We start from the raw sequence: 20,305 nt of genomic DNA, 5'->3' as shown, positions 1-20,305 counted from the left end.
GGACGCCGATGCCCGAGCCACCCCGGACGCCGGTGCGGCCACCCTCGCGGGGGTCCCGCGCCCTCGCGGTCGCGGCGCTGCCGATAGCCCCGCTGTACGGGGCCTCGCTGGCGTATCTCGCCTTCCATCCGCGCAACCGGACCCAGCGGGAACACCCCCGGGACCACGGGCTGCCCTGCACCGACCTGGAGATCCCGTTCGCCCGCCGCAAACGGGTGCACGCCTGGCTCTGCCCCGGCTCCACGGAGAAGGTCGTGGTGCTCGGCCACAGCATGGGCGCGGGCAAGGACCACAGCCTCGGCCACGCCAAGTTCCTGCACGACGCCGGGTACACGGTCTGCCTGTTCGACCACCGCAACCACGGGGCCAGCAGCGACGACCGGGCGCTGTTCGGGCTCGGCGACCGGTTCGCGGGCGATGTCACCAAGGTGGTGTCCTGGCTGCGCGACAAGCAGGGGTACGGCACGGCGCGCATCGCCGTCTACGGCTTCTCCTTCTCCTGCTTCTCGGCCATGTGGGCGCTGACCCACGAGGGTTTCGAGTTCGACGCGCTGGTGTGCGACAGCGGCCCGGGGCACGACGTCCCGCCGCTGCTGCGCAAGTACCTGGAGGCGGAGGCGCTGCCGATGCCGCCCGTGCTGAGCGGCGAACCGTCCCGTTCCGTGGTGACCCGCACGTTGTGCGCCCTGGGGCCCGCCATGCTGCGCGCCCAATGGCCACCGCCCACGACCGGCAAGTTCGCCAAGATCCCACTCCTGTTCATGTCGGGCGAGCACGATGCGATCGTGCCGCCCTCCTCGGTGGACGCGCTGGCCGAGCGCTATGCCCAGGCCGAGACGCACGTCCTCCCGGGAGCCGAGCACCTGCTCGGGCTGCAAAGTGATCCTGAAGGCTACGCGAGCGTGGTACTGGATTTCCTCAAGCGGGCCCTGGGATAGCAACGTGACCGTCCTGCCGGACGGCAACTTCTGAAGAGGGAAGAGAGAGCATGCAGAAGGTGCTCATCGCCAATCGTGGCGAGATCGCTGTCCGTGTTGCCCGTGCCTGCCGGGATGCCGGGATCGCGAGCGTTGCCGTCTACGCCGATCCGGACCGGGACGCCGTTCATGTGCGCGCGGCGGACGAGGCCTATGCGCTGGGCGGTGACACCCCGGCCGCCAGCTATCTGGACCAGGCCAAGGTGCTGGCCGCGGCCGCCGAGTCCGGCGCCGACGCCGTCCACCCCGGCTACGGCTTCCTCTCGGAGAACGCCGACTTCGCCCAGGCCGTCCTGGACGCCGGGCTGACCTGGATCGGCCCGCCCCCGCAGGCCATCCGCGACCTCGGCGACAAGGTCGCGGCCCGCCACATCGCCCAGCGCGCCGGAGCCCCCCTGGTCGCGGGCACCCCCGACCCGGTCTCCGGGGCGGATGAGGTCGTGGCGTTCGCCGAGCAGCACGGGCTGCCGATCGCGATCAAGGCCGCCTTCGGTGGCGGCGGGCGTGGTCTGAAGGTCGCGCGCACGATGGAGGAAGTGCCGGAGCTGTACGACTCGGCCGTCCGCGAGGCCGTCGCCGCCTTCGGCCGCGGCGAGTGCTTCGTCGAGCGCTACCTGGACAAGCCCCGCCACGTGGAGACCCAGTGCCTGGCCGACACCCACGGCAACGTGGTCGTGGTCTCCACCCGTGACTGCTCCCTCCAGCGACGCCACCAAAAACTCGTCGAGGAAGCCCCGGCGCCGTTCCTGACCGAAGAGCAGAACGCCGACCTCTACCGCGCCTCGAAGGCCATCCTCAAGGAAGCCGGATACGTCGGCGCGGGGACGGTGGAGTTCCTGGTGGGGACGGACGGGACGATCTCGTTCTTGGAGGTCAACACCCGTCTCCAGGTCGAGCACCCGGTGACGGAGGAGGTCTCGGGCATCGACCTGGTGCGGGAGATGTTCCGTATCGCGGATGGTGAGGCCATCGGGTACGACGATCCGCCGCTGCGGGGCCACTCGTTCGAGTTCCGCATCAACGGCGAGGACCCGGGCCGCAACTTCCTCCCGGCTCCGGGGACGGTGACCGTGTTCGCCCCGCCGTCCGGTCCGGGGGTGCGGCTGGACGCGGGCGTGGAGTCGGGGTCGGTGATCGGCCCGGCGTGGGACTCGCTGCTGGCGAAGCTGATCGTCACCGGCGCCACCCGCACCCAGGCCCTCCAGCGCGCCGCGCGGGCGCTGGCGGAGTTCCAGGTCGAGGGCATGGCCACCGCGATCCCCTTCCACCGGGCCGTGGTCGCCGATCCGGCCTTCACCAGCGACCCGTTCGCGGTCCACACCCGCTGGATCGAGACCGAGTTCACCAACACCATCGCCCCCTACGCCGCAGCCCCGGCCGCCACCGACGAGGACGAGACCGGCGCCCGGGAGACCGTGGTGGTCGAGGTCGGCGGCAAGCGGCTGGAGGTCTCCCTGCCCGCCTCCCTCGGCGTGGCCTCCGCCCCGGCGGCCGGTGGGTCGAAGAAGCCCAAGCGCAAGGCGGTCAAGAAGGGCGGCTCCGCCGCCTCCGGCGACGCCCTGGCCTCCCCGATGCAGGGCACCATCGTCAAGGTCGCCGTCGCCGAGGGCGACACCGTGGCCGAAGGCGACCTCGTCGTCGTCCTCGAAGCCATGAAGATGGAACAGCCCCTCAACGCCCACCGCGCCGGGATCGTCAAGAACCTGAACGCGGACGTCGGCGCGTCCGTCAGCTCCGGCGCCGTCATCTGCGAGATCAAGGACTGAGCACCGCACGTCTCTTCACCATCGGCAGGCCCCACCCCGTCAGCGGGGAGGGGCCTGCCGATGTTCACGCCGTCAATCCTTGAGCGTCCGCTCCAGGAAGCCCAGCACCGTGTCCGCGTACACATCCGGCTGGGTCTTGATGCCCTGGAGGTGGTCGGTGTCCGGCAGCGTGTGCACCTCGGCCAGCGGATAGCGCTCGCCCAGGGCCTGCACCCCCGCGGCCGGGATCATCGTGTCGCGCTCACCGGCCAGGAAGAGCATCGGCGTGCGCTCGTACGCCCCCTCCGCCGCCGGCGGCCACTGCACCCGCAGCATCGCCAGGGCCGTCGACGCGGCGACCGTCTCCAGGGCCTTCCGGGAGAGCCCGGTGCGCAGCAGACCGGGGATGGGCAGCCCGTCGGCCGCGACGAAGTTGCGGAACAGCGGGGAGAGTTCGAGCGCCGGGCCGCTGTCGCAGATCACCGCGTCGACCGGACAGTCCGCCGCGCGCCCCAGCATGTAGAAGGAGGGGAAGGCGGAGATGGAGAAGCCGAAGACGGCGAAGCGCGCCGCCGCGTACTCGTCCGTCGCGCGCAGGTGCTTGATGACCGCCACCACATCGTCGGTGTGACGGTCGCTCATGCCCCAGCACGCCGGGTCCGAGACGCTCTTGCCGTGGTTGCGGTGGTCGAACAGGGCGACCGTGTAGCCCGCCCGGTTCAGCATCGCCGCCTGCGCCAGGCTCGCCGACTTGCTCAGGCCCAGCCCGTGGCCGAGCACCACCACCCGTTCCGTATCGCCCGGGCAGAGCCACACATGCAGCCCGCGCGGCTTCCCGTTCAGCGGAACCTGGACATCGGTGCTGGTCAGGCCCAGGTCGTCGGGCTTTTTGTGATGCGGCCGCCGGGGCGGGTGATAGATGAAGTACGAGAGGAAGGCGCCGTAGAGCGGAGCCACCGGGAGCGTCGCCGCGGAGGCCGCCTTCGTCAGGAATCCCGTCGCCATGTCGCAAACCCCCATCACAGATCGTGCCCGGTCGTGCGCGATCGTAGTGGTGTCACCCGGGGGCCGGGTCGGCCGGGAACCGAACGTGTCCGAAGTCACCGGGCGTTTCCGCACCGGCAACGTCGCGTCGTGGCACGGGCGTTGCCGGTGCGGTGGGCGGGTACCGTCGTCGATGGACGGACGCCGGACGGCGGACACGGATGAACTCCAACGGAGGTAACGGAACAGTGCCGCTCATACGCCCGGTCGACGACTCCGCCCCCACCGCCGACCCCTGGGGCCCGCTCGCCGCACCGCCCCGCCCGGAGGACCGCCCCGGCCCCGGCGAGGTCGCCGTATGGCTGCTGCACATCCCGCCGTACGCCGCCGCTGCCGCCGCGGTCGCGGACCGGACGCTGGACTCGGGTGAGCGCGAGCGCGCCGCGGGGATGCGGCACGAGACGGCGCGCGAGCGCTACATCACCTCGCACGTGGGGCTGCGGACGGTGCTCGGCGGCTATCTGGGGACGGATCCGGCGGACATCGAGTTCACCCGCGAGACCTGCGGCATGCCGGACTGCGACAAGCCGCACGGCCGCCCCGCCGTCGCCGGTGACGGCACCCTGGCGTTCTCGCTCTCCCATGCCGGGGACGCCGCGCTGTGCGCGGTGTCGGGCGGCGCGCCCGTCGGCGCCGACATCGAGGAGCGCAGCCCCCGGCGCACCGGCGCCCGCCTCGACGGTCTGATCGGCCAGCTGCACCCGGGCGAGCGCGCGGCGATCGCCGCGCTGCCGGACGAGGAGCTGCGGGAGCGGGCGTTCATGAGCTGCTGGGTGCGCAAGGAGGCGTATCTGAAGGGCATCGGAACCGGGCTGCCGGGCGGGCTCCGCACCCACTACGTCGGCCTCGCGGAGGAGCTCGGCGCCCCGGTTCCCGACGACGTGTCCACCCCGCCCGGCTGGGCCCTCGCCGACCTGCCCGCCCCGCCCGGCTACCACGCCGCCGTCGCCGTCCGCGCCGACGCCGCCCGCACCGCTGCCGCCCCGGTCGTGACCTTCGCCGGTCTTCGGCTGGAGTGACGGGTCGGGTACCTTCGGGCATATGGCGCATCGTGACGAGGTGGAACTCTCCGCAGGCACCATCGAGTACGAGGACACCGGGGGTGAGGGGCCCGTCGCCGTCCTGCTGCACGGAGTCGCCATGGACGGCTCGCTGTGGCGCGAGGTCGTCGCCGGACTCCGCCCCGGCGTCCGCTGCATCGTCCCCACCCTGCCGCTGGGCGGCCACCGCCGCCCCATGCACCCCGACGCCGATCTGTCCGTCCTCGGCGTGGCCCGGCTGGTCGCCGAGTTCCTGGAGCGGCTGGACCTCACGGACGTCACCCTCGTGATGAACGACTGGGGCGGCGCCCAGGCCCTCGTCGCCGACGGCCGCGACGAGCGGATCGGGCGGCTGGTCATCACCTCGTGCGAGGCGTTCGAGAACTTCCCGCCCGGCCTGCCGGGCAAGAACCTGCACACCTCCGCCCGCCTCCCGGGCGGTCTGCGCACCGCGTTCACCCTGCTCAAGCTGCGCCCCCTGCGACGGCTGCCGATGACGTGGGGCTGGATGACCAAACGCCCGGTGCCGCCGGAGCTGATGGACGCCTGGTTCCGGCCGCTGTGGACCTCCCCGGAAATCCGCCGCGACCTGCGGAAGTACGTGCTCGGCGTGCCGCCCGCCGCGGAACTGCTGCGCTGGGCCGAACGGCTGCGCGGCTTCGACCGGCCCGCGCTGGTGGCATGGGCGTCCGAGGACCGCGTGATGCCCCCGGAACACGGCCTCCGGCTGGCGGCCCTGCTGCCGCAGGGCCGCCATGTGGAGATCCCCGACAGCTACACCCTGATCCCGGTGGACCAGCCGCACCGGCTGGCCTCACTGATGCGCACCTTCATGCTGGACGGCGGCGCGGCGGTCTAGCTGTGGCGCCGTAGGAAGGCATCCACGAGCCGGTCGGTGAACTCCTCGCCGACGGGCTCGTCGGTCACCAGCACCCGGTAGTAGACCGGGCCCATGAGCTGGTCGATCTCGGCCGCCAGATCCAGCCCGGACGGCAACTGCCCCCGCTCCACGGCCCGTTCCAGCGGGAGGCGGTCGCGGCGGCGCTGTTCGTCCAGGTAGCGGGAGCGGAAGTCCCGGGCGAACTCCGGATCGTGCTGGGCCTGGGCGATCAGGGCCCGGAAGACGGCGCCGGAGTCGGACGCGCTGAGGAACCAGGCCAGTTGGCGCAGATAGCCGCGCAGATCGACGGCGAGGTCACCGGAGTCCTGCTGGGTGAGGTCCTTGGCCGCGTCCTGGAGGAAGGCGTCCATGAGGACGGCGGTCTTGGTGCTCCACCAGCGGTAGATGGTCTGCTTGGCGACCCCCGCCCGGGTGGCGATGCCCTCCATCGTGACGCCCGCGAAGCCCTTCTCCACGAGCAGGTCGTCGGCCGCGTTCAGCACCGCCAGTCGGGCCTGTTCGCTGCGCCCGTGCCGGTTGCCGTGGTGGCGCGGTGCCGTCGTCGGGCCGGTGCCGCTCGTCCGGTCGGTGTGTGTCGCGCGTGCCATCTCGCCTCCTCGGAACAGCATATCCACGCCGCGGGCCGCTCTCCGTCCTAGACAAGACTCAACGTCGCGTCTACTCTAGCCGTCATGACACACACCGACACCCTTGCCGACCCCCGGGTCGAGGCCGCCCTCAGCCGGATGTTCGCGCTCGCCGAGCAGGACGGGGCCACGGCCCGGACCGCGCTGCCGCCCGGGGCGGCCGAGTCGCTGCCCCCGCAGGAGCTGGCCGATGCCGCGGCCGGGATCTACATGCCGATATCCGCCGAGGGCGGGAAGCTGCTCTACAACCTGGTCCGCGCCATCCGTCCGGCCACGGTGGTCGAGTTCGGCATGTCCTTCGGGATCTCCACGCTGCATCTGGCCGCCGCCGTGCGGGACAACGGCACCGGGCGCGTGGTCACCACCGAGATGAGCAAGGAGAAGATCGCCGCGGCCCACCGCACCTTCGCCGAGACCGGGCTCGACGACCTGATCACCGTGCTCGAAGGGGACGCCCGGGAGACCCTCGCCGATCTCGAAGGCCCGCTGGAGCTGGTCCTGCTCGACGGCTGGAAGGACCTGTGCCTGCCGCTGCTGCGGCAGCTCGAACCGCGCCTGCGGCGCGGCGCCCTCGTCGTGGCCGACGACGTCGACCAGGGCGAGGGGCTGCTGAAGCCGTATCTCGACTACGTACGCGACCCCGCGAACGGCTACCGATGCGTGACGTTCCCCATCGAGGACGGCATGGAGATCAGCTGCCGCCTCTGAATCGCGCTGTCGGACCCGCGGCGTACCGTCGTGGGTATGTGCAGATCCATCAAGACGCTCCGCCCGCCGTATGCCGAATCGGTCACCGAGGAGGACATGCGCGCCGCCGCGCTCCAGTACGTACGCAAGATCAGCGGCTTCCGCCAGCCCGCTCCGCACAACGCCGCGGCCTTCGACAAGGCGGTCGAGACCATCGCCGCCGCCACCGGGGAGCTGCTGGGCACGCTGGAGGTAAGGGGCCGCACAAGCTGAATGGCCCGGCGCTCTCGAAGCCGAGAACGACCGGGCCATGCAGTCGATCAGTGGTGCGCCGCCAGGGACTCGAACCCCGGACCCGCTGATTAAGAGTCAGCTGCTCTAACCAACTGAGCTAGCGGCGCCTGCTGACGACGTAAATACTACCTGGTCCGGGAGGGTGCTTTTGACCAACGTCAGCGACCTACGTCGGCGATCAACGTCAGTCGGCGATCAACGTCAGATGGTCAGCGAGAGCAGCATCGGCGCCGCCTCGCGATTGAGCAGGTAGGCGGCCTGTCGCAGCCGGTGCGCGTGCTCCAGCGGGAGGGACAGCGCCAGGCATCCGACCGTGTGCCCCGCCGTGACGGGGACGGCCGCGCAGACCGTGCCCACGGCGTATTCCTGGAGGTCGAGCACGGGCACGGTGGGCGGCTGGCTGTCCAGCTTGCGGAAGAGCACCTTCTCGCTGGTCGTCGTCCGCGAGGTGAGCCGCACCGTCTTGTGGCGGGAGAGGTGATCCCGGCGGCCGTCGTGGTCGAGCTGGGTGAGCAGGCACTTTCCGACGGCCATCGCATGGGCCGCGGCGCGGAAGTCCACCCACTCGTTGACCTTGGGCGTATGCGGGCTGTCCGCATACTGCGTGATCTTGACTTCTCCGTCCACATAGCGGCTGAAGTAGACCGCCGCGCCCACCGAGTCACGGAGCGCGCCGAGCGACTTCTGTAGCTTGTCCTCGACGGCCCGCCCGCGCCCCGGGACCCCGGTGTCCAGCAGGGTGAGGGACGCACCGCCGATGTACGCCCCGTCGGCGATCTGCTCCACGTACCCCTCGCGGCGCAGCATCCGCAGCAGCTCGACGAGCCGGTCGCTCGGCAGCCGGGTCTCGCGGGCTATCCCCGCGTGGCTCACCCCGCCGGAATGCCGGGCGACGACCTCCAGGATGCGCAGGGCGTGCCGCACCGAGCGGAGCGGTGCGATCGGTTCGGGCCCCAGCACCACGGCGTCCCCTCTCGCAGGTGGTGACCGCTTGCGTCAACGCCGTCGCTGCGGGTCACGGGTGCGGGGTAGCCCACAGGGCGCCCGCAGGAGGCGGCTTCGTACCACGATAGCCGCCAAGGGGGCGATATGGAGCGGAAGTTGAGCGATGGCATGTGCCATCGTCAAGCCGCCCACATCGCCCCCTCATGGGTGCTGCGGTACGGGGTCTACAGCACGGCGCTCAGGAACTCCCGGGTCCGCTCGTGCTCCGGCTCCGAGAAGATCTTCTCCGGCGGACCGGACTCGATGACCCGGCCCGCGTCGAACATCAGCACGTCGTCGGAGATGTCCCGCGCGAAGTTCATCTCATGCGTCACGCACAGCATGGTGATGTCCGTCGTGTGGGCGATGTCCCGCAGGACGTCCAGCACCCCGGCGACCAGCTCCGGGTCGAGCGCCGACGTCACCTCGTCCAGCAGCATCACCTGCGGCCGCATCGCCAGCGCCCGGGCGATCGCCACCCGCTGCTGCTGCCCGCCGGACAGCTGCGTCGGGTACATGTCGCACTTGTCGCCGAGACCGACGAGGTCGAGCAGCTCCCGCGCCCGCGTCTCGGCCTCGTCCTTGTCCAGGCCCAGGACGTGCACCGGGGCCTCGGTGATGTTCCGCAGCACCCGCATGTTGGGGAAGAGGTTGAACTGCTGGAAGACCATGCCGATCTTCTTGCGCACCTCACGGGTGTGCTTCTCGCCCGCCGGGACGAGCTTGCCGCCCTTGTCCTCGTGGGTGAGGTAGTCCCCGTCGACCTTGATCGTGCCCTCGTCGGGCTTGAGCAGCGTCATCAGCAGCCGCAGGATCGTGGTCTTGCCGGAGCCGGACGGGCCGATGAGGGTGACGTGCTTGCCGGAGGACACCGAGAAGTCGAGGTCGTCCAGGACCGTATTGCTGCCGAAGCGCTTCGTCACCTTGTCGAAGCGGATCAGTTCACTGCCGTCCACGGCAGGATTCGTGTGGTCGGTTTCAGTGGCCAAGACGACGCTCCAGGACTCGCATGAGAAGAGATGCCGGATAGGCGATGAGGATGAAGGCGATGCCGACCATCGTGAACGGCTCGATGTAGTGGAAGGACGACGAGGCCTCGCCCCGCGCCTTCTGCAACATGTCGACGACGCCGATCAGCGCGAGCATCGGGGAGTCCTTCAGCATCGCGATGACGTAGTTGCCGAGGGCGGGCACCACGCGGCGGATCGCCTGCGGCAGGATCACGGCCCGCCAGGTGCGGCCGCGGGAGAGGCTGAGCGCGGTGGCCGCCTCCCACTGGCCCACCGGCACACCGTCGATACCGGCCCGGTAGACCTCGGCGGTGTACGTCGAGTAGTGCAGCCCGAGCGCGATCACACCGGTGGTCAGCGCCGAGAACTTGATGTCCCAGGTGGGCAGCACATAGAAGAAGAAGAACAGCTGCACCAGCAGCGGGGTGTTGCGGATGAACTCCGTCACCGCCGACACCGGCCAGCGCACGAAGCGGCTCGGCGAGCGGAACGCCATCGCCCACACCAGCCCCAGCGCGAACGCCAGGATCGAGCCGAGGGCGGTGGCCTCCAGCGTGATCAGCAGCCCGTGGCCCAGCTGCGGGAGGAAGTCCCTGGCCACGTCCCAGTCCCACTTCACTGGGCACCTCCTCCGACGACGATGTTGCGCGACTGCTCGGTCTCCTGCTTGCCGATCAGCTTGCGCGTGACCAGCGAGGCCTTGGGCGGAGCCTGGCCGATGTTGGCCTTGGCGCGCCGCTCCAGCAGCCGCATCAGCCGGGTCAGGATGAACGCCAGCACGAAGTAGAGGACCAGGATGATCGTGTAGATCTGCGCACTCTCACCCGTCGCCAGCCGGGACAGCTGGGCGGCGAAGGTGATGTCGGCGACGTTCACGGCCGAGACCAGCGCCGTCGCCTTCAGGATCTCGATCAGCAGATTGTTGAACGGCGGGATCATCTCGGGGATCGCCTGCGGCAGGATCACCCGCCGCATCCGCTGCGCCGGGGTGAAGCTGAGCGCGATGGCCGCCTCGCGCTGCGCGGGCGCCACGGAGGCGATCGCGCCGCGGACGATCTCGGAGCCGTACGCCCCGTAGTTCAGCCCGATGGCCAGCACCGCCGCCCATAGCGGGAAGAGCTGCCAGCCGAAGGCCAACGGCATCACGAACGCCAGCCAGAACATCAGCACCAGGGCCGACGTACCGCGGAAGATCTCCACGTAGCAGGCGGTGAGGAAGCGGACGAACCGCAGCCGCGAGGTGCGCGCCATGCCGATGCCGAAGGCGACGGCGAGGGCGAAGGCCGCGCAGTACAGGGTCAGCTGGACGGTGATCCAGACACCCGGAAGAAGCCAGTGTTCCCACAGCCCGGCCGTCATTTGCACAGCTCCTCGGCGGTCAGGTCGGTCATCTCGCCCTTGCCGAAGCCGAAGGGGCGCACGATGCGGAGCAGCTCGCCGCTCTTCTTCATCTTGCGCAGTTCGACGTTGAAGGCATCGCGGAGCTTGGTCTCCTCCGGGCGGAAGGCGAAGCCGCCGGCCCCGATGTCGGGCTTGCCGTCGAGCATCGCCTGGAACGGCTCGGTCGCCTCGGCCCGCCGGCTGTTCCGCTGCTTGACCACGTTGTGCACGGTCACGGTCGTGCCCGCGAACACATCGGCCCGGCCCTGCTCCACCGCCAGCAGTCCGGCCAGTTGGTCCGGGAGGATCAGCATGTCCTTCTCCTTGACCCCGGCGTTCGCGGCGTAATCGATCTGGGCATAAGCCGTACCGGTCGCCATCTTGGCCTTGTGCTTGACGATGTCGTCGTAATTGTGCAGGTTCTTCGGATTGCCCTTGCGGACGATGAAAGCGTCCCGCATGCGGTAGTCGGGGTCGGAAAAGATCACCTGGGCGCAGCGTTCGGGATTGATGTACATCCCCGCGGACACCACGTCGAACTGCTGCGAACGGAGCCCCGGAATCAGGGAGCCGAACTCGGTCGGGACCGGCTGGACCTTGTCCACCCCCAGCCGCTTGAAGATGACCTTCGCGATCTCCGGCGCCTCACCGGTGAAGTCGCCATTCTTGTCGATATAGCCGAATGGGATCTCCCCCGCAATTCCCAGTCGGACCGTACCTTGCGCCCTCAGACGCTCCAGCAGATTGCCCCCATCTCTGGCGTCCGTGCTGGACACCCGGCTACAGCCGACCGCGCCCAGCAGGCCAAAGGCCGCGCCGCCGACCAGAAGCGATCGACGGGATGCCCCTTTTGCTCTGCTATCGATGTCTTTCCCACGTGGTGGAGCCATGGGCGCGCGACTACCCGAACCCACGAAATATATGCAGGTCGTTTCCAGCCCTTGATACAGACGATGCTGGGTATGCCCCCTGGGGAAGGACTGGTGAAGGACTGGTTCCCAAGCGACCTGGAGGAATGTCGATGGTTGACCGAGCCGACCGGTTCATCGAGGTCTCGCTCGACAAGCGCGGAGTGACCTGTACCGCGAAACTCCTCGATGACCGCGCGCCGATCACCTGCGAGGCGGTCTGGAACGCGCTGCCGCTGGGGGGCGACGTGTACCACGCCAAGTACGCGCGGAACGAGATCTACGCGCTGCTGTCACCCTTCGCCCCCGAGGAGCCCCCGCTGGAGAACCCCACGATCACCCCCATCCCCGGGGACCTGTGCTACTTCACCTTCTCCGACACCCAGCTCGGCACGAAGTCCTACGGCTACGAGGCCCAGGCCAAGCACCAGGGCAAGCGCCAGGTGGTCGACCTCGCGCTGTTCTACGAGCGCAACAACCTGCTGATCAACGGTGACGCGGGCTGGGTCCCGGGCATCGTCTGGGGCTCGGTGGTGGACGGCCTCGACCGCATGGCCGACGCCTGCCAAGACCTCTGGCGCGCAGGAGCCCTGGGCGAAACCCTCAGCTTCCGCCGAGCCTGAGCCTTCGCCGGGCCCGGGGCTCCGTGCCCCCCGGGCCCGGCAAATCCAGCCCGGTCCGGCAAACCCAGCCCCTCCGGCGTTTGAGGAGCGGGGTCCCGGGGCGGAGCCCCGGGACACGTCACCCCACCGGCGCCGGCACCGCCTCCGCCACCCCGGCCCCATACAACGCATGCGCCACCCGCAAAACCACCGCATCCGCATGCCGAGCCCCCACCAGCTGCACCCCGATCGGCAACCCCGCCCCCGACATCCCGCACGGCACGGACGCCGCCGGCTGCTGCGTCATGTTGAAGGGGTACGTAAACGGCGTCCACCCGGTCCACCGGGTGTGCCCCGACCCCTCGGGCACCTCCACCCCCGCCTCGAAGGCGGTGATCGGCAGGGTCGGCGTGACCAGCAGGTCGTACGCGGAGTGGAAGCGCCCCATCGCATGCCCGAGCGCCATCCGTACGTCCACGGCCGCCAGATAGTCGAGCGCGCTGTACGCGGCCCCCTGGGCACAGACCTCCCGCAGCCCCGGGTCGAGCAGTTCCCGCTGCTCCTCCCCGAGCGGCTGCACCACCCGCGCCGCGCCGCTGAACCACAGCGTGTGGAAGGCCTCCACGGGGTCCTCGATGCCGGGGTCGATCTCCTCCACGACGGCGCCCAGCCCGGCCAGCAGATCCACGGCCCGCCGCACCGCCGCGGCCACCTCGGGGTCGACCGCGGCAGAGCCGCCCAGCGTCGGGCTGTAGGCGACCCGCAGCCCGTCGATCGAGCCGCCGCCCGCGCCGATGGCCTCCCGGAAACTCCCCCCGAGGGGGCCGAGCTGCGACCAGTCGCGCCAGTCCGGCCCGGTGATGACGTCCATGAGCAGGGCGGCGTCGGCCGCGTCCCGGGTCATGGGCCCCACATGGGCGAGGGTTCCGAAGGCGCTGGCCGGGTAGATCGGCACCCGCCCGTAGGTGGGTTTGAGCGCGAAGATGCCGCAGAAGGAGGCGGGGATGCGCACGGACCCGCCGCCGTCCGTGCCCAGGCTGAGCGGACCGGCGCCCATCGCGACGGCGGCCGCGCTGCCGCCGCTGGAGCCGCCCGCGGTGCGCCCGGGGTCGTACGGGTTGCCCGTCACCCCGTCCACGGGGTTGTCCGTGACACCTTTCCAGCCGAATTCCGGAGTGGTCGTCTTGCCGAGAAACACGGCCCCGTGGTCCCGCATCCGGGCCACCGCGGGCGCGTCCTCGTCCCACGGCCCGTCGGTCCGTACCGTGCGCGACCCGCGCAGCGTGGGGCCGCCGCGCATCAGCAGGATGTCCTTCACGGACACCGGAACGCCGTCCAGGAGCCCGGCGGGCTCGCCGCGCCGCCACCGTTCGGCGGACTCCTCCGCCTGGCGCAGGGCTTCCTCGCCGTCCACCCGGCTGTAGGCGTTGACCCTCGGCTGGATCTGCTCGATCCGGTCGAGTGCGGCTCGGGTGGCCTCGACGGGGGAGAGGTCGCCGGAGCCGTACCGCTCGAGGAGTTGAACCGCTGTCAGGTCGTGCAGGTCGGTCATCCAGCTCTCCGTTCAGATCGTGCAGATCATTGAGGCCGTGCGATCAGTCCACCGGTACGTAGCCGAGACGCTTGTCGACGATGTTGAGCAGGGGTTCGCCGGCGCTCCAGCGGTCGTAGTTGTCCTGGAACTGTTCGGCGAGGTGGTCGCGCCAGCCGACCGTGTCGCCGCTCATGTGGGGCGACACGAAGAGCCCGGGCACGTCCCACAGGGGGTCGTCGGGGGACAGTGGCTCGTTCTCGAAGACGTCCAGCGCGGCGCCCGCGATGTGCCGTCCGAGGAGGGCGGCCTTGAGGTCGGCCTCGATGACGAGGGGGCCGCGTCCGACGTTGATGAAGCGGGCGGTGGACTTCATGCGGGCGAAGGCGGTCCGGTCGAACATGCCGCGCGTGTCCTCGGTGAGCGGGGCCACGGAGATCACCCAGTCGGCCTGCGCGAGCAGCTCGGGCAGCTCGTCGTTGCCGCGTACGCCCGGGCGGGCGGTGCGTCCCACCAGGTCGACCTTGATCCCGAGGGCGGAGAGGGTGGTGCCGATGGCCCGGCCGATGGGCCCGGCGCCGATGACGGCGGCGCGCGACCCGGCCAGGCGCATCGTCTCGCGGTGCTGCCAGCGCCGCTGCCGCTGGAGCTCCCAACTTCCGAAGAAGTCCTTGCCCATGGCGATGACCAGGCCGGCGACGTACTCGGCGATCGGCTGCTCGAAGACGCCGCGCGCGTTGGTCAACACCGTGTCGGAGGCGGTCAGTTCGGGGCTCAGCAGCCGGTCCACCCCGGCGCTGGCGGTGTGGACCCAACGCGGCCGGGGGCCGTCGCCGGGCCAGGCCTCGCGTACCGCGTCGGAGGTGAAATCCCAGACCAGGAGGACATCCGCGGAGGGCAGGGCGTCGGGCAGGGTCTTCTCGTCGCACACCACGACCTGGGCCCGGCCGGCCAGCCGGTCCAGCCGGACCGGGGGCTGCTCGCCGAAGACGACAACAGTGCTTTCGGACATAGGCGGGAAACCGTTTCGAAACGTGGGTGGGTTTGGCTGTTGAGAGTTGGGGCAGGCGCCAAAGTTTGCGGGGATTGACCACGCTAGGCAGCGGAAACTACCGTCGTCAACAACGGATCTGTCCCGACGTCCCGGCATCAGGCCGGTGCTCTCTCTTATATCTCTGGCCAATGGTCCAGCCCTCCCTTTCTGTATTGGGGCTCGATATATGGACGTCTCCTTTCTGGGTGGCCCGCAGCCGCAGCGTGGCGTGGGCGTCGTCGCACCGTTCGACTTCGCGCTCGATCGCGAACTGTGGCGCTGGGTGCCGGACGAGGTCTCCTTGCACCTCACCCGGACCCCCTTCGTCCCGGTCGAGGTCAGTCTCGACCTGGCGCGGCTCGTGAGCGAGCACGAAACCCTTCAGGACGCGGTGCGGGCGCTGAGCGCGGTCGCACCGGAAGTGGCGGCTTACGCCTGCACCTCGGGCAGCTTCGTCGGCGGCGTGGCCGGCGAGCGCGCGATGTGCGCGGCGATGACACAGGCCGGTGAGCTGCCGTCACTCACCACCTCGGGCGCCTTGCTGGAGGCGCTGCGGGAAATCGGCGCGCGGCGGGTCGCGGTGGTGACCCCGTACACCCGGTCGGTGACCGACTCGCTGGAGGACTACCTGGGCGAGGCCGGTATCACCGTGACGGGCCGGGCCTACCTCGGACTGACCCGGCACATCTGGAAGGTCCCCTACCGCGACGTGGTCGACATGGCGCGGGAGGCGGTGGTCGGGTCGCCCGACGCGCTCTTCATCAGCTGCACCAACTTGCCGACGTACGACGTGATTCCGCAGCTGGAGGCGGAGTTGCGGATGCCCGTGCTGTCGGCCAACCAGGTGACGGTCTGGGCGGCGCTGCGGGAGATCGGTGCCCAGGCGGTCGGGCCGTACCAGGCGCTGCTGGACCCGGCCGCGCGGCGGGGCCCGGCGGGGATGGCGTCGTCGATGGTGGCCGACCCGATGGCCTCGATGCCCCCGATGGCGGACCCGGCGGCGCATGCCGAGCCGGAGCCGGAGCCGGAGGCGGCGCTGGCCGGGGCCGCGTCGCCGGGGCCGGACGTCGATCCGGCGGACGGGCTCGACCCGGGGTTCGGGCCGGGGATCGGCGAGGGCCCGTTCCTCGATGACTCGGGAGGCCCGTCTGCGATGTGAGGGAACCTGCCGGACGGCTGCGGTGTATCAGAAGTGACAGTGCAGGGGCGGCGCCCGCGGGGGCCGCAGGTAAGGAGGCAGTCATGACGGACGCGACGCAGCAGACGGCGCACCAGACGCCGGACACGGTGGGCTTTCTCTACCCGGGCTATTCCGCCGAGGACGACTATCCGCGCCTGGAAGGGATGCTCGGCGACAGCGTGCGGCTCCCGCTCGTCCACACCGACATCGGTGAGGACGCGCACCGGGTCGACGCCCTGCTGGAAATGGGGTCCGGCGCCCGTCTCGCGGCCGGGGTCGCCGAGCTGAAGGAGCGCGGCGCCCAGGCGGTGATCTGGGCGTGTACCAGCGCGAGCTTCGTCTTCGGCTGGGAGGGCGCCCGGGAGCAGGTCAGCGAGCTGGAGGAGACGGCCGGGCTGCCCGCCTCCAGCACCTCCTTCGCCTTCGCCCATGCGGTGCAGGCGCTGGGCGTGGAGAAGCTGGCCATCGCCGCGACCTATCCGGAGGACGTCGCGGAGTACTTCAGGACGTTCCTGAAGGCGGCGGGCGCGGAGGTCGTCTCCACCCAGGGCAGCGGCATCATCACCGCCGCCGAGGTCGGCACCTGGGGGAAGGACGAGGTGCTGAGGATGGCCCGCCATGGTGACCATCCCGACGCCGAGGCGGTGCTGCTGCCGGACACCGCCCTGCACACCGCCGCCTGGCTGGCCGACCTGGAGGCGGACCTGGGCAAGCCCGTGCTCACCGCGAACCAGGTCACGGTCTGGGAGGGGCTGCGGCTGCTGGGCCGCAGGCCGGTCCATGACCGGCTGGGCACGCTGTTCGCCGCGGGCGACTGAGCGGCGACCGGGCGGCGGATGAGGAGAGCGGGCGGTGACGGCGGCGGACGGAGGGAGCGGGCGGTGACGGACCGGTGAACCGGGCCGCTATCCATCGCCGCCGGTGCGCTGGTGTTCGGCACCGCGGCCACCGTCCTGGTGCTCCGCCGCCGCCGTACCGCCTGACGCTGCCCGGCCCCGGGACCCGGGGGCCTATGGAACCCCTGGATCTCCCCTGGTCCCGGGGCCGGGAATAAAGCGGAGCCTTCATCCGGTTGACCGTGCGCGGTGGACGAATGTGCACCGCAGCGCGATCAGGGAGGCGGGCCACCGTGGCCGATGAGCAGGACCGGCGAGGCGAAGAGCGAGACGCGGAGCGCGACACCATCCGGGCCAGGGCCCGGGGCAGCGCGCCCGTACCGCTGTCGGTGCTGGACCTGGCGACCGTCGGCAGCGGGCTGACCGCCACCCAGGCGCTGCGCACCACCACCGAGCTGGCCGGGCTCGCCGAGCGCCGCGGCTTCCACCGCTTCTGGGTGGCCGAGCACCACTCCATGCCGGGCGTCGCCAGCTCCTCCCCGGCCGTCATCCTCGCCCATCTGGCCGCGCACACCGAGCGGATCCGGCTCGGCTCGGGCGGGGTGATGCTGCCCAACCACGCCCCGCTCGTCATCGCCGAGCAGTTCGGCACGCTGGAGGCGCTCGCCCCCGGCCGGGTGGACCTCGGCCTCGGCCGCGCCCCCGGCACGGACGGGGCCACCGCGGCGGCGCTGCGCCGCACCGACCGGCTGCGCGAGGGCGCCGACGAGTTCCCGCAGCAGCTCGCCGAGCTGACCCGGTTCCTGGACGACGACTTCCCCGACGGCCACCGGTACGCCCGTATCCACGCGGTGCCCGGACCCGTCCAGGGGACGGTCCCCGGCGGGGTGCAGTCCGCCGACCGGCCCTCGGTGTGGCTGCTGGGGTCCAGCGGGTTCAGCGCCCGGCTCGCGGGACAGCTGGGCCTGCCGTTCTCCTTCGCGCACCACTTCTCCGCGGCCAACACGATCCCCGCGCTCGACCTCTACCGCGAGTCGTTCCGGCCGTCGGCGGTGCTGGACCGGCCGTACGCGTCGATCGGCGTCTCGGCGTTCGCGGCCGAGGAGGAGAAGGAGGCCCACCGGCAGGTGCTCACCGGCGCCCTCTCCATGATCCGGCTGCGCACCGGGCGCCCGGGCCTGGTGCCGTCGCCGGAGGAGGCCGAGGCGCACGCGTTCAGCGAGATCGAGCGCGACTTCGTGAACAGCTGGCTGGCCAACGTGGTGTACGGGACGCCGGACGAGGTGCACGAGGGGCTGGACGACCTGGTCAAGCGCACCGGCGCGGATGAACTCAAGATCACGACGACGGCGCACGGACCGGAGGCCAAGCTCCGTTCGTACGACCTGATCGCGGACGCGTACGGCCTGCCGGACGCGTCCGCGAACAGCGCCTAAGGAGAGACGGGGCAGGCGGGGAGCATGGGAGGGATGCGGTCCGGCGGCACCGGGCGGGAGTAGAACCAGCCCTGGCCCGTGTCGCAGCCGATCCGTCCCAGCCGCTCCGCCTGCTCCGCGCTCTCCACGCACTCCGCCACCACCGTGAGCCCCAGCCGGTGCGCCAGCTCCACCAGCGCCCGGACGATCGTCTCGTCCGCCGGATTGGGGTGCTCCTCGGCCCGGAAGCCCTGGACGAAGGAGCCGTCCAGCTTGAGCGTGGAGACCGGCAGCCGGCTCAGATAGGCGAGGTTGGAGTAGCCGGTGCCGAAGTCGTCGATCGCGATGGCCACCCCCATGTCGCTCAGCTGCTGGAGCGCCTGGAGCGGACGGCCCGCCGAGCCCATGACCGCCGACTCGGTCAGCTCCAGCTGGAGCAGCCGCGGCGGCAGCCCCGTCTCGGCGAGGATCGTGCCCACGTCGGCGACCAGGTCGGAGTCCCACACCTGACGCACGGCCACATTGACGCTGACCACCAGCGGATGCCGCGGATGGGCCTGCTGCCAGGCGCGGGCCTGACGGCAGGCGGTACGCAGCACCCAGCGCCCGAGCGGCACGATCGCGCCGTTCTCCTCCGCCAGCGAGACGAAGCGATTCGGCGAGAGCCTGCCGAACTGCGGATGGTCCCAGCGCACCAGCGCCTCCACGCCCCGCACGACCCCGTCGACCAGGCCGACCAGCGGCTGGTAGTCCAGCACGAACTCCTCCCGCTCGACCGCCGGTCGCAGCGTGCTGGACAGCGCCTGACGGGTCATGCGGTGGGCGTTGCGCTCGGGGTCGAAGAGGGTCCAGCGCGCCTTGCCGTCCTCCTTCGCCCAGTAGAGCGTGGTGTCCGCGGCCTGCATCAGCCAGGTCGTGTGGGTGCCCGCCGCGGGCCGCTCCACGACGCCGATGCTCGCCGACACCGACAGCCGCTGCCCGCCCACGTCGAACGGCCGCTGGAGCGCGGCCAGCACCGAGCGGGCCAGCTCGCACACCTGCTCGGTGCCGCTGGACTCCCGCACCAGCAGGGCGAACTCGTCACCGCCGAGCCGCGCCACCAGGTGGTCGCCGGGCGCCGCGCACTCGGTGAGCCGCTGGGCGACCGCGCGCAGCAGCCGGTCGCCGACCCGGTGGCCGAGGGTGTCGTTGATCGCCTTGAAGCCGTCCAGGTCGAGGTAGCACAGCCCGATCCGGCCGGTGCCCGCGCGGTCGTACGCCCCCGCCTCCAGCGCGGCGGCCAGCCGCTCGAAGAAGAGGTTCCGGTTGGGCAGCCGGGTCACCGGGTCGTGCATCTGGAGATGGCGCAGCCTGCCCTGGAGGTCCCGGCGGTCGCTGATGTCGGCCATCGACAGCAGCAAGCTACAGCTGTCCGCGGCCGGTTCGACGGTGATCTCCGCCCACAGGGCGTGGCCGTCGGAGTGATGGAGCCGACGGGTGCACGTCATCCGCTCGCGGTGGCCGAGCAGCACCTCGCGGTAGTCGTTCCAGGTGCGCGCGTCCTCGCGCAGCTCCGCCAGCTCGGCGGCGCCGCGGGTCGCCAGCTGGGCGGGGTCGGCGCCCAGCAGCGTGCCCAGCGCGGGGTTGGCGTCGAGGACGTTGCCCTCGCGGTCGATGACCGCCATGGCGAGCCGCGCGGCGTTGAAGGCGGCGCGGTAGTCGCCGGGCGCGGCGCCCGGGGGAGCGCCGTGTGGTGGGCCCGGGGGAGCGCCCTGCGGGCATGGTTGCGCGCCCGCGGGGGCCGCCGGGGCGGGGGGTGCGCCGGCGCCCGCCTCGATGGGGGGAGCGCTGGGGTGCGTATGACGCTCAGTGATCGTCGGCAGCGTCGCGCCGGGCGCGCGGCCCTGCCCGTCGGGGGTTCCGCTCACCGCTCGCTCCCGCGTGGCGTTCGTCTGGTCCAGGTATGTCATCTGTGTCGTACATATCTCGTGCATCTCTCACACCGGGTGCCGGGCAGGCGCCAAGAGCCCGCCTGAATAGGTAATCCCCGCTGGAAATGTGCCGATCATAGAGGCTCGTACTCCGCGCGTTCCATCGACGCCATCGCGATCACCGCCGCCTTGACAAGGTGTT

General features: G+C 71.1%; 20 protein-coding genes and 1 tRNA gene. 10 read left to right on the top strand and 11 right to left on the bottom strand.

The genetic code is table 11. From position 1 onward, the window contains the following. Window positions 1-8 precede the first annotated feature (8 nt). Both HYQ63_RS16505 and HYQ63_RS16500 read left to right on the top strand, forming a co-directional pair. Window positions 9-938 (top strand): alpha/beta hydrolase, encoded by a 930-nt coding sequence (locus HYQ63_RS16505; protein WP_179934573.1) that lies wholly within the window; start codon window positions 9-11, stop codon window positions 936-938. Between the two features lie 50 nt (window positions 939-988). Beyond that, window positions 989-2,743 carry a biotin carboxylase N-terminal domain-containing protein gene (locus HYQ63_RS16500; RefSeq protein WP_179934572.1) on the top strand — a complete coding sequence of 585 codons (1,755 nt, stop codon included), beginning with the start codon at window positions 989-991 and terminating at the stop codon, window positions 2,741-2,743. Between the two features lie 72 nt (window positions 2,744-2,815). On the opposite strand, the gene HYQ63_RS16495 is transcribed toward HYQ63_RS16500, so the two are convergent. Further along, the gene (locus tag HYQ63_RS16495; protein WP_179934570.1) at window positions 2,816-3,727 is read right to left on the bottom strand and encodes an alpha/beta hydrolase; all 912 of its coding nucleotides are present in this window, start codon (window positions 3,725-3,727) and stop codon (window positions 2,816-2,818) included. 227 nt (window positions 3,728-3,954) lie between these two features. Between HYQ63_RS16495 and HYQ63_RS16490 the strand changes: the two genes are divergently transcribed. Both HYQ63_RS16490 and HYQ63_RS16485 read left to right on the top strand, forming a co-directional pair. Then, entirely contained in the window at window positions 3,955-4,785 is an 831-nt protein-coding gene (locus tag HYQ63_RS16490) for a 4'-phosphopantetheinyl transferase superfamily protein (RefSeq protein WP_257231897.1), read from the top strand. Between the two features lie 22 nt (window positions 4,786-4,807). Beyond that, window positions 4,808-5,665 carry an alpha/beta fold hydrolase gene (locus HYQ63_RS16485; RefSeq protein ID WP_179934568.1) on the top strand — a complete coding sequence of 286 codons (858 nt, stop codon included), beginning with the start codon at window positions 4,808-4,810 and terminating at the stop codon, window positions 5,663-5,665. Here the strand turns inward: HYQ63_RS16485 and HYQ63_RS16480 are convergent. Then, a complete protein-coding gene (locus HYQ63_RS16480; RefSeq protein WP_179934567.1) occupies window positions 5,662-6,294 on the bottom strand; it encodes a TetR/AcrR family transcriptional regulator in 633 nt (210 codons plus the stop codon). The two genes, HYQ63_RS16485 and HYQ63_RS16480, sit on opposite strands and share 4 nt — an antisense overlap. A gap of 84 nt (window positions 6,295-6,378) precedes the next feature. Here HYQ63_RS16480 and HYQ63_RS16475 point away from each other — a divergent pair, with 84 nt between their 5' ends. Beyond that, complete coding sequence (locus HYQ63_RS16475; RefSeq protein ID WP_179934565.1) at window positions 6,379-7,041, top strand: O-methyltransferase; 663 nt, start codon at window positions 6,379-6,381, stop codon at window positions 7,039-7,041. A gap of 36 nt (window positions 7,042-7,077) precedes the next feature. After that, window positions 7,078-7,293: a DUF2277 domain-containing protein gene (locus HYQ63_RS16470; protein ID WP_179934564.1), complete on the top strand. Its 216-nt coding sequence runs from the start codon at window positions 7,078-7,080 to the stop codon at window positions 7,291-7,293. A gap of 51 nt (window positions 7,294-7,344) precedes the next feature. Here the strand turns inward: HYQ63_RS16470 and HYQ63_RS16465 are convergent. The 6 genes from HYQ63_RS16465 to ehuB form a co-directional block, all read right to left on the bottom strand. Beyond that, a tRNA-Lys gene (locus HYQ63_RS16465) sits at window positions 7,345-7,421 on the bottom strand. 94 nt (window positions 7,422-7,515) lie between these two features. Beyond that, window positions 7,516-8,277, bottom strand: a complete 762-nt coding sequence (locus tag HYQ63_RS16460; protein WP_179934562.1) for an IclR family transcriptional regulator C-terminal domain-containing protein — start codon at window positions 8,275-8,277, stop codon at window positions 7,516-7,518. Between the two features lie 206 nt (window positions 8,278-8,483). After that, window positions 8,484-9,254 (bottom strand): ectoine/hydroxyectoine ABC transporter ATP-binding protein EhuA, encoded by a 771-nt coding sequence (gene ehuA, locus HYQ63_RS16455; RefSeq protein ID WP_179934560.1) that lies wholly within the window; start codon window positions 9,252-9,254, stop codon window positions 8,484-8,486. Window positions 9,255-9,276: 22 nt separating this feature from the next. Beyond that, on the bottom strand, window positions 9,277-9,927 hold the full coding sequence (gene ehuD, locus HYQ63_RS16450) for an ectoine/hydroxyectoine ABC transporter permease subunit EhuD (RefSeq protein WP_179934558.1): 651 nt from the start codon (window positions 9,925-9,927) through the stop codon (window positions 9,277-9,279). Next, on the bottom strand, window positions 9,924-10,667 hold the full coding sequence (ehuC, locus tag HYQ63_RS16445) for an ectoine/hydroxyectoine ABC transporter permease subunit EhuC (protein ID WP_179934556.1): 744 nt from the start codon (window positions 10,665-10,667) through the stop codon (window positions 9,924-9,926). The genes ehuD and ehuC overlap by 4 nt, the downstream gene beginning before the upstream one ends. After that, window positions 10,664-11,578 (bottom strand): ectoine/hydroxyectoine ABC transporter substrate-binding protein EhuB, encoded by a 915-nt coding sequence (gene ehuB, locus HYQ63_RS16440; RefSeq protein ID WP_179934554.1) that lies wholly within the window; start codon window positions 11,576-11,578, stop codon window positions 10,664-10,666. The genes ehuC and ehuB overlap by 4 nt, the downstream gene beginning before the upstream one ends. 131 nt (window positions 11,579-11,709) lie before the next feature. On the opposite strand from ehuB, the gene HYQ63_RS16435 reads away from it, so the two are divergent. Next, entirely contained in the window at window positions 11,710-12,219 is a 510-nt protein-coding gene (locus tag HYQ63_RS16435; protein WP_179934552.1) for a DUF3830 family protein, read from the top strand. 118 nt (window positions 12,220-12,337) lie between these two features. Here HYQ63_RS16435 and HYQ63_RS16430 read toward each other — a convergent pair whose 3' ends face one another. Together HYQ63_RS16430 and HYQ63_RS16425 are read right to left on the bottom strand one after the other, a co-directional pair. Further along, a complete protein-coding gene (locus tag HYQ63_RS16430; RefSeq protein WP_179934550.1) occupies window positions 12,338-13,750 on the bottom strand; it encodes an amidase in 1,413 nt (470 codons plus the stop codon). Window positions 13,751-13,793: 43 nt separating this feature from the next. After that, window positions 13,794-14,741 carry a D-2-hydroxyacid dehydrogenase gene (locus tag HYQ63_RS16425; protein WP_179934548.1) on the bottom strand — a complete coding sequence of 316 codons (948 nt, stop codon included), beginning with the start codon at window positions 14,739-14,741 and terminating at the stop codon, window positions 13,794-13,796. A 208-nt stretch (window positions 14,742-14,949) separates the two neighbouring features. Between HYQ63_RS16425 and HYQ63_RS16420 the strand changes: the two genes are divergently transcribed. The 3 genes from HYQ63_RS16420 (at window position 14,950) to HYQ63_RS16410 (ending at window position 18,214) form a co-directional block, all read left to right on the top strand. Further along, complete coding sequence (locus HYQ63_RS16420) at window positions 14,950-15,921, top strand: decarboxylase (RefSeq protein ID WP_179934546.1); 972 nt, start codon at window positions 14,950-14,952, stop codon at window positions 15,919-15,921. A gap of 83 nt (window positions 15,922-16,004) precedes the next feature. After that, window positions 16,005-16,760 carry an aspartate/glutamate racemase family protein gene (locus HYQ63_RS16415; RefSeq protein ID WP_179934544.1) on the top strand — a complete coding sequence of 252 codons (756 nt, stop codon included), beginning with the start codon at window positions 16,005-16,007 and terminating at the stop codon, window positions 16,758-16,760. Between the two features lie 311 nt (window positions 16,761-17,071). Then, window positions 17,072-18,214 carry an LLM class flavin-dependent oxidoreductase gene (locus HYQ63_RS16410; protein WP_179934543.1) on the top strand — a complete coding sequence of 381 codons (1,143 nt, stop codon included), beginning with the start codon at window positions 17,072-17,074 and terminating at the stop codon, window positions 18,212-18,214. Here HYQ63_RS16410 and HYQ63_RS16405 read toward each other — a convergent pair. Beyond that, complete coding sequence (locus HYQ63_RS16405; protein ID WP_373689095.1) at window positions 18,211-20,100, bottom strand: putative bifunctional diguanylate cyclase/phosphodiesterase; 1,890 nt, start codon at window positions 20,098-20,100, stop codon at window positions 18,211-18,213. The two genes, HYQ63_RS16410 and HYQ63_RS16405, sit on opposite strands and share 4 nt — an antisense overlap. Window positions 20,101-20,305 lie beyond the last annotated feature (205 nt).

This window comes from Streptomyces sp. Rer75, assembly GCF_013414305.1.
Classification (GTDB): Bacteria; Actinomycetota; Actinomycetes; order Streptomycetales; family Streptomycetaceae; genus Streptomyces; species Streptomyces himastatinicus.
Note: the sequence above shows the minus strand (reverse complement) of the source record. Positions and strands in the feature narration are given on the sequence as shown.

What these genes read in the sequence shown, in the direction of transcription:
- HYQ63_RS16470 (WP_179934564.1), top strand. Translation starts at nt 7,078, where the DNA reads ATGTGCAGATCCATCAAGACGCTCCGCCCGCCGTATGCCGAATCGGTC.
- HYQ63_RS16495 (WP_179934570.1), bottom strand. Translation starts at nt 3,727, where the DNA reads ATGGCGACGGGATTCCTGACGAAGGCGGCCTCCGCGGCGACGCTCCCG.
- HYQ63_RS16500 (WP_179934572.1), top strand. Translation starts at nt 989, where the DNA reads ATGCAGAAGGTGCTCATCGCCAATCGTGGCGAGATCGCTGTCCGTGTT.
- ehuB (WP_179934554.1), bottom strand. Translation starts at nt 11,578, where the DNA reads ATGGCTCCACCACGTGGGAAAGACATCGATAGCAGAGCAAAAGGGGCA.
- HYQ63_RS16485 (WP_179934568.1), top strand. Translation starts at nt 4,808, where the DNA reads ATGGCGCATCGTGACGAGGTGGAACTCTCCGCAGGCACCATCGAGTAC.
- HYQ63_RS16475 (WP_179934565.1), top strand. Translation starts at nt 6,379, where the DNA reads ATGACACACACCGACACCCTTGCCGACCCCCGGGTCGAGGCCGCCCTC.
- ehuC (WP_179934556.1), bottom strand. Translation starts at nt 10,667, where the DNA reads ATGACGGCCGGGCTGTGGGAACACTGGCTTCTTCCGGGTGTCTGGATC.
- HYQ63_RS16505 (WP_179934573.1), top strand. Translation starts at nt 9, where the DNA reads ATGCCCGAGCCACCCCGGACGCCGGTGCGGCCACCCTCGCGGGGGTCC.
- HYQ63_RS16425 (WP_179934548.1), bottom strand. Translation starts at nt 14,741, where the DNA reads ATGTCCGAAAGCACTGTTGTCGTCTTCGGCGAGCAGCCCCCGGTCCGG.
- HYQ63_RS16420 (WP_179934546.1), top strand. Translation starts at nt 14,950, where the DNA reads ATGGACGTCTCCTTTCTGGGTGGCCCGCAGCCGCAGCGTGGCGTGGGC.
- HYQ63_RS16415 (WP_179934544.1), top strand. Translation starts at nt 16,005, where the DNA reads ATGACGGACGCGACGCAGCAGACGGCGCACCAGACGCCGGACACGGTG.
- HYQ63_RS16430 (WP_179934550.1), bottom strand. Translation starts at nt 13,750, where the DNA reads ATGACCGACCTGCACGACCTGACAGCGGTTCAACTCCTCGAGCGGTAC.
- HYQ63_RS16435 (WP_179934552.1), top strand. Translation starts at nt 11,710, where the DNA reads ATGGTTGACCGAGCCGACCGGTTCATCGAGGTCTCGCTCGACAAGCGC.
- HYQ63_RS16480 (WP_179934567.1), bottom strand. Translation starts at nt 6,294, where the DNA reads ATGGCACGCGCGACACACACCGACCGGACGAGCGGCACCGGCCCGACG.